We start from the raw sequence: 13,552 nt of genomic DNA, 5'->3' as shown, positions 1-13,552 counted from the left end.
ACGTTCCGTTCATTGCAGGCGCGACAGCACGCCGAGGCCCAGCGACCACATCATCGCGGTGGCCTGCTGGCCGTCGTACAGCGAATTGACGTAGGCGATGCGCATGTTGTAGTGCTCGCTCTCGGACGACATCACGTCGAACAGCGAACGCTTGCCGAGCTGCTGCCACTGCTGCAGCGTGTAGTTGCGCACCTTGTCGCTGTCGCGCACGATGCCCACGGTGCGGCGGGCGCGGTCGAACGCGGCCGAGGCCTGCTCGTGCACCTCGGCCATGCGGAACTTGCGGGCCTCGAGCGCGTCGGCGCGCTGCAGGCGGGCGGCGTCGGCGCGCTTGCGGGCGGCGCTCGCGCTGTAGTCGTTGCCGGCGTTGTAGAGGGGGATGTTGATGCTCAGGCCCGCGAAGTACGAGCTCTGGTTGTCGATGCCCTTGACCTTGGAGCCGGTCACGGACGCGCTCACCTGCGGCCGCTGGCCGGCCACCACGGCGCGCGCGTAGCGGTCGCTCGCCTCGGCCTGGGCCGTCATCGCCGCGATCTCGCTGGAGCGTTCGGCCTCCTCGAGCAATTGCCGGAGGTCGGGCAGCGCGAGCAGGCCGTTCGGGATGGCGTCGTCGGCGGGCAGCGCGTCGCCCACGAAGCGGCGCAGGCGCACCTCGATCTGCTTGATCGCGGAGTCGGTCTGCACGCGGGCGAGTTCGGCCTGCTGTTCGGTCTTGCGGGCCTGCACCAGTTCGCTGGCGCGGCCCTTGTCGGCCGACACGATGGTCTCGAGCGCCTGCACGAGGCAGCTCATCTTGCGGGCGTACTGCTGGTAGACCTGGCCCTGCACGCGGTAGCGGCCGCGTTCCAGCACCAGCGACACGGTCTGCAGGCCGATCTGTTCCTCGGCGGTCAGTTCGCCCAGGCGGGCCGCCTCGGCCAGCTGGCTGCGCCATTCGGTGAGGCGGCTGATGCGTCCGCCGTCGTAGAGGGGCATCGTCACGGTGAGCCCGCCGCGGGCCTGGTTGCCCACCTGGTCGGGGTAGCCCTCGACCATCGAGCCCGACCGGCCGAGGGTGCCACCCACGTCGACCCGCGGGTAGCGGGCGACACGCTGTTCCTCGGCGTCGTCGGCGGCGGCCTCGGCCAGCAGCTTGGCCGCGCCGATGGCGTGGCTGCGGCGGATGGCTTCCTTCACGAGGCCATGGATGTCCATGCGGGGCCCCTGGGCCGTGGTGGGCACGGCCTCCTTGCCGCTGCCGATGCGGGCCTCGACGATGATCTCGTCGTCGAGGCAGCGGGCCGCGGCGGGCCAGGCGATGCAGGCGGCCGCCAGCACACCGCACAGGCGTGTCAGACGGGGCAGGGAACGGTTCATGAGGTCACTCCGGCGATCTGGTGGCCGCACGTGCGGCTGCCCTCAAGTACATCGCAACGGAGGGGGGCGTGATGCCGGGAAAGCAGGGGGAAAACCGGGCCAGTTCCGCGGCCCGCGCGGGTCAACGCTCTCGGAACGCTTCCCGCGATTTCATCATCGGACGGAGGATGAAATCGAGCACCGAACGTTCACCCGTGCGCACCTCCACCACGGCCGTCATGCCGGGCAGCACCGACAGCGGCTTGCCGCCCTGCTTCAGCGTGATGCGCTCGCCGCGCACGAGCACGCGGTAGTAGGTCTGGTCGGAGACGACACCCTTGTCCGCCTCGCCCAGGGCGTCGGGGCTGATGTACTCGATCTTGCCCTTCACGCCGCCGAAGGTGGTGTAGTCGTACGCGGCGAGCTTGACCTCGGCCGCCTGGCCGACGCGCACGAAGCCGATGTCCTTCGGCTTGATGCGCGCCTCCACCAGCACGCGCGAGCTGAGCGGCACGATCTCCATGATGGGCGCGCCGGGGCTCACGACCCCGCCGATGGTGTTGGTGCGGATGTTCTTCACGAGCCCGCGCACGGGCGACGTGAGCACGGTGCGGCGCAGCACGTCGGCGCGGCCGGCGATCTGCTCGTCGAGCTGGGCCAGTTCGGTCTGCACGCGCACGAGTTCCGTGCTGGCGTCCTGGCGGAACTTGTTGACCCGCTCCTGGCTCTGCAGCTGCAGGTCGTTGACCTGGCGGCGCAGGCGCATCACCTCGACGTCGGACATCAGGCCCTTGGCCGCCATGGCCTCGGACACCCCGAGTTCCTTCATCAGCAGCGCGACGCTGCGCTGGTTCGCGGACACCGCCGCATCCAGCGCGTACTTGCGCGCGCCGTACGCCTCGGTCTCGGCCGCGACGATGCTGGCCGACTCGGTCACGTCCGGCGGGAACTTCAGCGGGCGGCCCATGGCCTCGGCCGACAGCCGCGACACGGTGCCCTTCAGCGCCAGCCGCTTGGCCTGGCCTTCGTTCTGCTGCGACTCGAACCGCGTGGGGTCGAGCTGCACCAGCTCCTGGCCTTCCTGCACCTGCATGCCCTCGCGCACGTACAGCTCGCGCAGCAGGCCGCCTTCGAGGCTGGCGATGACCTGCTCGCGGCCGTCCGGCACCACGCGGCCGTCGGCCCGGGTCACCTCGTCCACCCGGGCGATCGACGCCCACACGATGGCCGTGACCACGATCGTGAGCATCAGGTACAGCGCCCACGTGATGCGGGGCGTGTCCTCGACGATCTGCGCGGCGCGCAGCTGCGTCAGGTAACGCGTGTCGCCGTTCTTGAGCGCCGGGTCGGCCGTGCGTTTTTTCAGGAAGTCGAACATCAGACGGACGCCTCGCGCTGGACCGGCTGGGTCGACGGGTGCATGTGCACGTTCTGCGGCGCGTCAGCCGCGGCGGCCGCGGGCTTCTGCCCCGACAGCGCGGCGAGCACCGCGCCCTTGGCGCCGTCCATCACCAGCTTGCCGCTGTCGACGACCACGATGCGGTTGACGAGGTCGAGCACGGCCGGGCGGTGCGTGACCATGATCAGCGTGCGGTTGCCGGCGGCTTCCTTCAGCTGGCGCAGGAACAGGATCTCGGACTGCGCGTCCATGGAGCTGGTGGGTTCGTCCATCAGCAGGATCTGCGGCTGCGTGACGAGGCAGCGGGCCAGCGCGACGAGCTGCCGCTGGCCGCCCGACAGCAGCCCGCCCATCTCGCCCACGGGCAGCTCCCAGCCCTGCGGGTGCGACGCGATCATGCGGTCGAGCCCGGTGACCTTGGCGACCTCGGTCAGGCGCGCGGCGTCGATGGACCCGCGGCCCATCGTGACGTTCTCGCGCAGCGTGCCGTTGAAGAGGCGCGGCTCCTGCGAGACGAAGCCGACCTTCCCGCGGAAGTCGGCCGGATCGATCTGGCGCAGGTCGATGCCGTTGGCCTCGACCATGCCCTCGGTGGGCTGGTACAGCCCGCCCAGCAGGCGCAGGATGGTGGACTTGCCGCTGCCGATGCGGCCGAGGATCGCGACACGTTCACCCGGCTCGAACTTCAGCGTCACGCCCTTGAGCACCTTCGGCGCCGGTTCCTCGCCCACCGGCGGGTAGGCGAAGCCCACTTCCTGCAGGCCGAGGCGGCCGTTGATCTCGTGGTTCGCCACGTAGGCGCGGCCCACTTCCCGTTCGACCGGCAGCGACATCAGGTGGTCCAGCGACACCATGGCCGCACGGGCGCCCTGGTAGCGGGTGGCGAGGTTGACGACGCTGCTGAGCGGCCCGATGGCGCGCCCGGCCAGCATCACCGCGCCGATCAGCGCACCGCCGGTGATCTCGCCCGCCTGGATCAGGTACACGCCCCACACCAGCATCACGATGGTGACGGCCTGCTGCGCAGCGCTCGACAGGTTGTTCGTCCACGCGGCCATCGACCGCGACTTCAGCGCCGACGCCGCCGCGGCGGCGTTGGCTTCTTCATACCGCTCCAGGAACCGGCCCTGGGCGCCCATGGCCTTCAGGTCCTCCAGGCCCTCGACGGCCTCGACGAGCACGCCCTGCAGGTCCGCCTGGTGGGCCATGTTGGCCCGCATCGAGCGGCGCAGCGACGCCTGGATCATCACGGCCATGCCGAGGATCAGCGGGATGGCCAGCACCAGCACCCAGCCGAGCGGGCCGCCGATCACGAAGGCCATGCCGACGAACAGCACGATGAACGGCAGGTCGCTCAGGGCCGACAGCGTGGCGCCGGCGAAGAACTCGCGCACCACCTCGATCTGGGCGAGCTGGTGGGCATAGGCGCCGGCCGAGGCCGGGCGGTGTTCCATGCGCACGTCCAGGCTCTGGCGGAACAGCAGCGAACCGATGATGTTGTCGCTCTTCTTGCCCGCGGTGTCGATCAGGTGGCTGCGCAGCTGGCGCGACAGCATGTCGAACACCAGCGCCAGCGTGGCGGCGGTGGCCAGCGCCCACAGCGTGACGAAGGCCTGGTGCGGGATCACCTTGTCGAACACGACCGAGGTGACGAGGCCCGTGACCATCATCAGCAGGTTGCTCAGCAGCGCGGCGAGCAGCGCCGAGCGGTAGTACGGCAGGAAGCGGCGCATCGTGCCCCACAGCCAGTGGCTGCCGGGGTCGCGCAGGATGTCCTCGCGCTGGGGACGTGCGACGGGCTGCGGCGACACCACGAAGGCGACGCCGGTGTATTCGGTCTGCAGCTCCGCCTCGGCGGCCTCGCAGGCGTGGAACTCGGCACCCGGCATCACCACGTCGTAGCGCGCCCCGCCCTCTCCCGGCGGATGGCGGCGCACGACGATGCAGGCGTCGCCATTGCGCAGCAGCAGCACGGCGGGCAGCAGCAGCGCGTGGATGTCGGGCAGCTTGCGCTGGATCATGCCGGCGTTGAAGCCGGCCTCGCGCATCACGCGGATGGCCTGGTCGGGCCCGAGCGCACCCGTCACGGGCAGGCCGGACATCAGCGACGCGGCCGACCGCTCGCGCCCGTGGTGCCGCGTCAGCCAGACGAGCGACTGCAGCAGGGGGTCGTCGCCGCCCCCGGCGTCACCGGCGGCCGAAGCCGCGGCGAGCGCCTGCTCGTCGTTCAGAAAGGGTTCCTGGCGGGCGGACATGGTCGGGGGTCAGGGGCCTTCGGCTCAGCGGTGGGCGAGCGCGAGCGGCTCGAAGGCCGCCTCGAGGTCACGCACCAGCGCCGGCACGTCGAAGAGGCGCGACTGGCGGCCGTGTTCGGCGAGGTAGCGCTTGTGCGAGGCCACCCGCATCGGGTTCTTGCCCAGCTGCACCGCGAGGCGCTCGTAGCTCGCCACGTCGAACGTGACCAGGTCGGGCAGGCCCACGTTGGTCAGCAGGCTGCCGGCCATGCGCGAGATGTACGTGCGGCCCGACAGCGTCAGGATGGGCAGGCCCATCCACAGCGCATCGCTCGCGGTGGTGCCGCCGTTGTACGGGAAGGTGTCGAGGAACAGGTCGGCCAGCGGGAAGCGGGCCAGGTACTCGGGCGGGGCGACACGGGGCGCGAAGATCAGGCGGTCGCGCGCGACGCCATGGGCGTCGGCCTCGGCCAGCAGGTTCTCGCGGCACCACTCGTTGTCGGCGAGCAGCCACAGCACGCTGTTCTCCACCTCGGCCAGCACGCGCATCCACGTGCGGAACAGCGTGTCGGTGAACTTGAAGTTGTTGTTGAACGAGCAGAAGACGAACTTGTCCTCGGGCAGGCCGTAGTCGGCGCGGGTCGGGGTGGGCCCGATCTCGCGCTTGCGGTCGCTCACCTGGTAGCAGTGCGGCACGTAGAGGGGTTTTTCGGTGCAGTACGGCTGCAGCTCGGGCGGCATCACGAACGGGTCGGCGATGATCCAGTCCACCCCCGGCAGGCCGGTGGTGCCCGGGAAGCCCAGGTAGCTCGCCTGCACCGGCGCCGGGCGCTTGCCCAGGATGGCCGGGCGGGCGCCGTTGGTCAGGCCCTGCAGGTCGATCAGGATGTCGATGCCGCAGTCGGCGATGCGGCGGGCGGCGGTGTCGTCGTCCAGGCCGGCGAGCGGGATGTAGTGGTCCATGGCCGCGCGCAGGCGGGCACGCAGCGGCGTGCCGTCCTCACGGCTCCAGCAGAACGCGAACACCTCGAAGCGGCTGCGGTCGTGCAGTTCGAACAGCTCGGCGGTGAGCAGGCCCACCGCGTGCATGCACAGGTCACCCGACAGGTAGCCGATGCGGACGCGGCCGGTGCGGGCGGGCTTGCCCACGTGGTACGGCGTCTCGGCCGGCTTGGGCACACGCTCGTGCACGAAGCGCTGGGCGGCCATCAGCTGCAGGGCCGGGTCGTCGGTCGCGCTCAGCATCGCGAGCGGCGACGTGCCCACCACGAGCTGGTTGATCGTCACATCGCCCACGGGCTCGTACTGGGGCCACTTGCACTGCTTCTGGCGCACGTGCACGTAGTGCTGGATGACGTCGGACTGGTTCGGCTTCAGGCGCAGGCTGCGCACCAGGAATGCCTCGGCCTCGTCGTAGCGCCGCTGCGTCTCGAGCAGCCGCGCGGAGTTGTTGATGGCGTGCAGGCGCAGCTCGAAGGCGCCCGGCAGGGTCTCGCGGGTCTCGTCGATGGCCATCCGCCATTCGGTCAGGGCCTCTTCCACCCGGCCCTGCTGCTCCAGCTGGTGGCCGAGGTTGACCCGGGCCTGCAGGAATTCGGGCTTGAAGTCGAGCGCCTGGCGGTAGGCCGCTTCGGCCTCCAGCGGGCGGCGCAGCGCGCCGAGCACGGTGCCCCAGTTGAAGCAGGCGATGTGGCGGTGCGGCGAGTCGGTGGACGCGATCCACTCGGCGTACAGCTGGGCGGACCCCTCGACGAGGCCCCGGCGGTTCAGCTGTTCGGCCCGTTCCAGCAGGTCGCCCAGGCCCATGCCCCCGGACTTGGCCAGGGCGATTTCTCGCTCGAGGTCGGTCGGGGACGTCGCGGCAGCGCTGCCCGCGGTGGGCGGACGGGGGGCGGTGGAGTCGGTCATGGGCCACGCAAAAGAATGAGGCCCCCCGATTGTGGTCAGGCCGTCGGCCTTCCGGTCGGATCAATAAGGGGGCGATTCGCGCACTATTCCGCGGGCCCGGACCGGGCGTCAACCGCCCCGCCTCCCTCTGGCGGCCGACCCGCCGCCCCTTCCCCGAGGGCGTGCAGGTTCGCCCCGGGCGTGGCAGGATGTCGCGTCGCGCCGCGTGACCCTTGTCACACCCCGCGCCGGGTGCAGCGGCACAATCCCCGAACAACCCCAGGTCGAATTCCCCCAGGAGAGCATTGATGGCCACGAAGAAATCCGGTTCCCACGCGTTCGACGCCACCCGCAAGAGCTTCAAGACCGCGTCCGGCAAGACCGGCAAGTTCTTCTCCCTGCCCGAGCTGGCCAAGGTCTACCCCAACGTCGACAAGCTGCCGATCTCGATCCGGATCGTGCTGGAGTCGGTGTTGCGCAACTGCGACGGCCGCAAGATCACCCCCGAACACGTCGAGCAGCTGGCCAACTGGAACCCCACCGGCGACCGGGTCGACGAGATCCCGTTCGTCGTCGCCCGCGTGGTGCTCCAGGACTTCACCGGCGTGCCGCTGCTCGCCGACCTGGCCTCGATGCGCAACGTGGCCATCGAGCAGGGCAAGAACCCGAAGCGCATCGAGCCGCTGGTGCCCGTCGACCTGGTGGTCGACCACTCGGTGATGGTGGACCACTACGGCACCAAGGACGCCATCGACCTGAACATGAAGCTCGAATTCCAGCGCAACAACGAGCGCTACGAGTTCATGAAGTGGGGCATGCAGGCCTTCGACACCTTCGGCGTCGTGCCCCCGGGCTTCGGCATCGTCCACCAGGTGAACCTCGAGTACCTGGCCCGCGGCGTGCACGAGCAGGACGGCACCTATTACCCCGACTCCCTGGTGGGCACCGACAGCCACACCACCATGATCAACGGCATCGGCGTGGTCGGCTGGGGCGTGGGCGGCATCGAGGCCGAGGCCGGCATGCTGGGCCAGCCGGTGTACTTCCTGACGCCCGACGTGGTGGGCTTCGAGCTCACGGGCCAGCTGCGCCCGGGCGTCACCGCCACCGACCTCGTGCTCACCGTCACCGAGCTGCTGCGCAAGGAGAAGGTGGTGGGCAAGTTCGTCGAGTTCTTCGGCGAAGGCACGGCCACCCTCTCCCTCCCCGACCGCGCCACCATCGGCAACATGGCCCCCGAGTACGGCGCCACGATGGGCTTCTTCCCGGTCGACGAGAAGACCATCGAGTACTTCGAGGGCACCGGCCGCACGAAGAAGGAGATCGAGGCCTTCGAGGCCTACTTCCGCGCCCAGAAGATGTTCGGCGTGCCGCGTTCGGGCGACATCCACTACTCCAAGGAAGTCTCGCTGGACCTGTCCACCGTGACCCCGTCCCTCGCCGGCCCGAAGCGCCCGCAGGACCGCATCGAGCTCGGCAAGATGCGCAAGGAGTTCACGGAGCTCTTCTCGAAGCCCACGTCGGCCAACGGGTTCAACCAGCCGGCCGAGAAGCTGCACCAGGCCTACGAGACCAGCGACGGCATCGACATCCGCAACGGCGACATCCTCATCGCCGCCATCACGTCGTGCACGAACACGTCGAACCCGGCCGTGCTGCTGGCCGCGGGCCTGCTCGCGAAGAAGGCCGTCGAACACGGCCTGACGGTCAAGCCTCACATCAAGACGTCCATCGCCCCGGGCTCGCGCATCGTCACCGAGTACCTCGACAAGACGGGCCTGAGCCCGTACCTCGACAAGCTGGGCTTCACGCTCGCCGGCTACGGCTGCACCACCTGCATCGGCAACGCGGGTGACCTGGCCGCGCCGCTGAGCCAGGCCATCGTCGACAACGACCTGATCTGCGCGGCCGTGCTGTCGGGCAACCGCAACTTCGAGGCGCGCATCCACCCGCTGATCAAGGCCAACTTCCTGGCCTCGCCGCCGCTGGTCGTCGCCTACGCCATCGCCGGCAACGCCAACATCGACCTGATGACCGAGCCGGTCGGCAAGAACAAGGACGGCAAGGACGTCTGGCTGGGGGACATCTGGCCCTCGACGGAAGAGATCCAGAAGCTGATGAAGTTCGCGATGAACGCGAAGGTCTACCGCGCCAACTACGCCCAGGTGGCCGAGAAGCCGGGCAAGCTGTGGGAGAAGATCGACGGCGTGAAGGGTGAGGTGTACTCCTGGCCCAAGAGCACCTACATCGCCAAGCCCCCGTTCTTCGACGGCTTCCACATGGCCCCGGGCCACTCGAAGCTCGGCGTGGAAGGCGCCCGCGCGATGGCGCTGTTCGGCGACTCCATCACCACCGACCACATCTCGCCGGCCGGCTCCATCAAGGAGCAGTCGCCCGCGGGGCAGTGGCTCAAGGACCACGGCGTGCTGAAGGCCGACTTCAACAGCTACGGCTCGCGCCGCGGCAACCACGACGTGATGGTGCGCGGCACCTTCGCCAACGTGCGCATCAAGAACCTGATGATCCCGCCGGCGGCCGACGGCAGCCGCGAGGAAGGCGGCGTCACGCTGTTCCAGCCTACCGGCGAGAAGATGTTCATCTACGACGCGGCGATGAAGTACATGGCGGCCAACGTGCCCACCATCGTCTTCGCGGGCGAGGAGTACGGCACCGGTTCGTCACGCGACTGGGCCGCCAAGGGCACCCAGCTGCTCGGCATCAAGGCGGTCGTGGCGCGCAGCTACGAGCGCATCCACCGCTCCAACCTGGTGGGCATGGGTGTGCTGCCGCTGCAGTTCAAGGGCACGGACTCGTGGGAATCGCTCGGCATCCAGGGCAACGAGACCTTCGACATCCGCCTCGGCACGGAACTCACGCCGCAGCAGGAAGCCACGCTGGTGATCACCCATCCGGACGGCACCTGCCGCGACGTGAGCCTCACGCTGCGGATCGACACGCCGATCGAGGTGGACTACTACAAGCACGGGGGGATCCTGCCGTTCGTGCTGCGGCAGCTGCTGGCCGCGTAAGCCGTGTCGTCCCGGCGAAAGCCGGGACCCACCGCCCCAAGGCTCGCCTGCGGTCAGTGGGCCCCGGCGTCCGCCGGGGTGACCGTGGTTTCAGGGGTGGGCAGGTACTTGTCGGACGTGATGCCCATCGACACGTAGATGCTCGTGACGCCCTCGACGCCGATGTCGGCGGGCGTCACCCACTCCTGCGGCACGTACAGCAGCCCGCCCCCCACCGGCACCGGTGCCGTCGGCACCAGCACCGCCAGGTACGGCAGCCCGTTGACCATCACCGGGGTTTTCGTCGACAGCAGCCCCAGCACGGCCGCACCGCCGGTGCCGCCGAAGTGCAGCCACACCGCGCTCATCGACTTGACGCCATCGGCCTCCTTCTGCGCAAGCAGGTCCACGAACTTCTTGACGAGGTCGTAGACGGTGCGCACGACCGGGATGCGCTGCAGCACGTTGTTGACCGCCTGCGCCAGCACGCTGCGCGCGCGGCTGCGGACGACGACACCGAGCCCGTACACCGCGGCGATCACGATGGCGATGCCGATCAGGTAACCCGCCATGACGGACCCGGCGGCCCCGATGCCGATGGCCACCAGCACGCGGCCGATGAGGCTCCCGGGGCCGAGCCACTGCACGAGCAGCTGCACGACCCAGACGAAGATCAGCACGGTGGCCGCGAGCGGCAGCGCGGCGAGCAGGCCGGCGAAGAAGGTGCGGGACAGGTGGCGGACGGCGAAATTCATGGTGCGGAGTCTCCCACACCCGGGTGTCAGGGAAGACCGAAGAGCTCCGCCACCGCTTCCCGGTAGGCCGCCTGGCCCACGGCGTTGGTGCTGTGGTGCGACCCACCCTCGACCAGGATGAAACGCTTGTTCGGGCCCGGTGCACGCTCGTACAGCGCCCGGCCCAGCTCGGGCTTGATCAGCCGGTCCTCGCTGCCGTGCACCACCAGCACGGGCGCCTTGACCTCGGCGATGCGCCCGGCCGAGTCGAAGCGCTGGGTGATGAACGGCCCCACGGGCAGCCAGCCCCACTCCATCGTGCGGAAGACGTCGGGCACCGACGTGAAGGTGCCCTCGAGCATCAGCCCGGCCACCCCATCGGCGTCGGCCGCCAGTTGCACGGCGATGGCTCCACCCAGCGAATGGCCGAAGATGAAGCGTTTCGCCTCGGGCTGGCGGGCGCCGAGCCAGTCCCAGGCGGCACGGGCATCCTCCACGGAACGGGTCTCCGAGGGCAGTTCAGCCGTGCTTTCGCCAAAACCGCGGTAGTCGATGGCCAGCACCGCGAAGCCCAGTTCGTGCATGCGCCGGATGCGGCCCGAACTGCTGCGCACGTCCCAGCGGGCGCCGTGCAGGTACAGCAGGCGGGGCGCGGCGGGATCGTCCTGCGGCGCCCACAGGCCGTGCAGGCGGACGGGCGAGCCCTCGGCGCGCGACGTGAACTCGATCCACACGTCCTGCATGCCCTGGGCCTCGGACGCCCCCCGGGCCCACGTGCGCTGCCCCGGCTGGAACACCCAGCGGCGCTGCTGCTCGTCGAAGGCGGCACAACCGGAGACGAGGCCGGAGACGGCCAGCAGCCCGGCCAGGGCCCAGCGTGCGGCACGCCCCACCCGCATGGTGTCAGGCCTTGGCCGCGTGCGACGCGAACGCCGCCTCGTCGAAACCCACGGTGACGCGGCCGTCGGCCCATTCCACCACCGGCCGCTTGATGACGCTGGCCTGCTCCGCCATCAGGCGGGCGGCCGACGCCTCGTCGACCACCGCGGCCTTCGTCGCGTCGTCGAGCTTGCGCCACGTGGTGCCCTGGCGGTTCACCAGGCGCTCCCAGCCGACCGCCTTCATCCAGGCGGGCAGCTTCGCCACCGGCACGCCAGCCTTCTTGAAGTCGTGGAACGTGACCTCGACGCCCTGGCCGGCCAGCCAGGTGCGGGCCTTCTTGACGGTGTCGCAGTTGGGGATGCCGTAGAGCGTGATCGGGTTCATGGCCCGAGTTTACGCAACGTCGGGAAAAGCCCTTCAGCCGCGCATGTGCGCCGGGGCCTCGCCCACCGCCGAGTTGAACATCTTCAGGTTGTCCTGCGCCGACAGCTTGAACACGCCCACGGCCTCGGCCACGCGGTTCGCCTGGGACGCGAGGCTCTCGGCCGACGCCGTGCTCTCCTCCACCAGCGCCGAGTTCTGCTGCGTCATGTGGTCGAGCTGGGTGACGGCCGTGTTGATCTGGCCGATGCCCGAGCTCTGCTCGAGCGAGGCGTTGGCGATCGTGCCGACGAGTTCGGTCACGCGGCGCACCTGGGTCACGATGTTTTCGATCGACGAACCGGCGGAGTCCACCAGCTTGGCGCCGGCCTCCACGCGCGTCACGCTGTCGGCGATCAGCGAACGGATCTCCTTGGCCGACTGGGCGCTGCGCTGCGCGAGGCTGCGCACCTCGCTCGCCACCACCGCGAAGCCGCGGCCCTGCTCGCCCGCCCGCGCGGCTTCCACCGCGGCGTTGAGGGCCAGGATGTTGGTCTGGAACGCGATGCTGTCGATCACGCCGATGATCTCGGCGATCTGCTTGCTCGACTTCGTGATGCCTTCCATCGTCGCGATCACCTCGCCGACGACCTTGCCACCGGTCTCGGCCGCAACGCTTGCCGACGCGGCCACCTGCGTGGCCTGGCGCGCGGTCTCGGAGTTGCTGCGCACGGTGGTGTTGATCTCCTCCATCGACGCCGCCGTCTGCTGCAGGTTGCTCGCCTGGCTTTCGGTGCGGGACGACAGGTCGAGCGTGCCGGCGGCGATCTCGGACGTGGCGCGCTGCATCAGCGACAGGCCGTCGCGCACGTCGAGCACCGTGGCCCGCATGTTCACGTTCATCTGCGTCAGCGCGCGCATCAGGCCGCCGATCTCGTCGCTGCGGCTGCTGGCCATCTGCGAGCCCAGGTCGCCGGCGGCGATCAGGTTGGCGAAGCGCATCGCGCGGCGCAGCGGGTCGACGATGGACGTGGCGAGGTAGTAGCCGCCGCCCACGAACGAGCCCACCTGCAGCGCGAGTGCCGCCCAGTAGGACCACGACGACGGCGCGCTGCCCTGCGCCCAGAAGAAGCTGGCGACACCCGCGGCGGCCATGCCGGCCATCGTGCCCCAGATGTGGCCCTTGAGGCCGAACGACTGCCACTTGATGCGGGCCTTGTTCCACGGGTTCAGGCGCATCGGCTTGCCGTGGCGCAGCACCAGCTTCTTGTCCTGGCCGCTGGTCATCTGCTGGTAGACCGGCGCCATCTCGGCGATCTCGGCGGCCGACGGCTTGCTGTGCACCATCAGGCTGCCGGCGAACTGGCCGTTCGCATACAGCGGCGAGATGTTCAGGCGCAGCCAGTAGGCCTCGCCGTTCTTGCGCTGGTTCTTGATCAGGCCCGTCCACGGCTGGCGACCCGCGCGGATCGTCACGACCATGTCCGTGAGCACGGCCATCGGCGTGTCCTTGTGGATCACGCGGGCGGCGGGCGTGCCCTTCAGTTCGTCCCAGGTGTAGCCGCTGGCCTTGAGGTACGACGGGTTCGCGTAGGCGAAGTTGCTGTTCTTGTCGCCAAGCAGCACGAGCAGTTCGCTGTCGTCGGTGGCGTGGTCGTTCTGAACGGTCATGGGGGTCGCTCCGGGTGTTTCTTGTTGAACTGGTACGGCGGC

General features: G+C 69.6%; 9 protein-coding genes. 1 reads left to right on the top strand and 8 read right to left on the bottom strand.

Features of this window, described 5'->3' with window-relative positions:
- Positions 1 to 9: 9 nt before the first annotated feature.
- The 4 genes from A4W93_RS11570 to A4W93_RS11555 all read right to left on the bottom strand — a co-directional run bounded on the left by A4W93_RS11570 (position 10) and on the right by A4W93_RS11555 (position 6,876).
- On the bottom strand, positions 10 to 1,356 hold the full coding sequence (locus A4W93_RS11570; RefSeq protein WP_085750747.1) for a TolC family protein: 1,347 nt from the start codon (positions 1,354 to 1,356) through the stop codon (positions 10 to 12).
- A gap of 121 nt (positions 1,357 to 1,477) precedes the next feature.
- A complete protein-coding gene (locus A4W93_RS11565) occupies positions 1,478 to 2,713 on the bottom strand; it encodes an HlyD family type I secretion periplasmic adaptor subunit (protein WP_085750746.1) in 1,236 nt (411 codons plus the stop codon).
- The gene (locus A4W93_RS11560; RefSeq protein WP_085750745.1) at positions 2,713 to 4,989 is read right to left on the bottom strand and encodes a type I secretion system permease/ATPase; all 2,277 of its coding nucleotides are present in this window, start codon (positions 4,987 to 4,989) and stop codon (positions 2,713 to 2,715) included. The genes A4W93_RS11565 and A4W93_RS11560 overlap by 1 nt, the downstream gene beginning before the upstream one ends.
- A 24-nt stretch (positions 4,990 to 5,013) precedes the next feature.
- Positions 5,014 to 6,876 carry an O-linked N-acetylglucosamine transferase, SPINDLY family protein gene (locus A4W93_RS11555; RefSeq protein WP_085750744.1) on the bottom strand — a complete coding sequence of 621 codons (1,863 nt, stop codon included), beginning with the start codon at positions 6,874 to 6,876 and terminating at the stop codon, positions 5,014 to 5,016.
- 287 nt (positions 6,877 to 7,163) lie between these two features.
- On the opposite strand from A4W93_RS11555, the gene acnA reads away from it, so the two are divergent.
- A complete protein-coding gene (gene acnA, locus A4W93_RS11550; protein ID WP_085750743.1) occupies positions 7,164 to 9,884 on the top strand; it encodes an aconitate hydratase AcnA in 2,721 nt (906 codons plus the stop codon).
- A 53-nt stretch (positions 9,885 to 9,937) separates the two neighbouring features.
- Here the strand turns inward: acnA and A4W93_RS11545 are convergent, their stop codons facing one another.
- From A4W93_RS11545 to A4W93_RS30690, 4 genes are read right to left on the bottom strand one after another with little or no spacing between them, the layout of a single operon-like run.
- Positions 9,938 to 10,618 carry a DUF502 domain-containing protein gene (locus A4W93_RS11545; protein WP_085750742.1) on the bottom strand — a complete coding sequence of 227 codons (681 nt, stop codon included), beginning with the start codon at positions 10,616 to 10,618 and terminating at the stop codon, positions 9,938 to 9,940.
- 26 nt (positions 10,619 to 10,644) lie between these two features.
- Entirely contained in the window at positions 10,645 to 11,496 is an 852-nt protein-coding gene (locus A4W93_RS11540; protein WP_085750741.1) for an alpha/beta hydrolase, read from the bottom strand.
- 4 nt (positions 11,497 to 11,500) lie between these two features.
- The gene (locus tag A4W93_RS11535) at positions 11,501 to 11,863 is read right to left on the bottom strand and encodes an ArsC family reductase (protein ID WP_085750740.1); all 363 of its coding nucleotides are present in this window, start codon (positions 11,861 to 11,863) and stop codon (positions 11,501 to 11,503) included.
- Between the two features lie 33 nt (positions 11,864 to 11,896).
- Entirely contained in the window at positions 11,897 to 13,510 is a 1,614-nt protein-coding gene (locus tag A4W93_RS30690) for a methyl-accepting chemotaxis protein (RefSeq protein WP_085750739.1), read from the bottom strand.
- Positions 13,511 to 13,552: the final 42 nt, after the last annotated feature.

The organism is Piscinibacter gummiphilus (assembly GCF_002116905.1).
Classification (GTDB): Bacteria; Pseudomonadota; Gammaproteobacteria; order Burkholderiales; family Burkholderiaceae_C; genus Rhizobacter; species Rhizobacter gummiphilus.
This window is presented reverse-complemented; position numbering and strand designations above follow the sequence as displayed.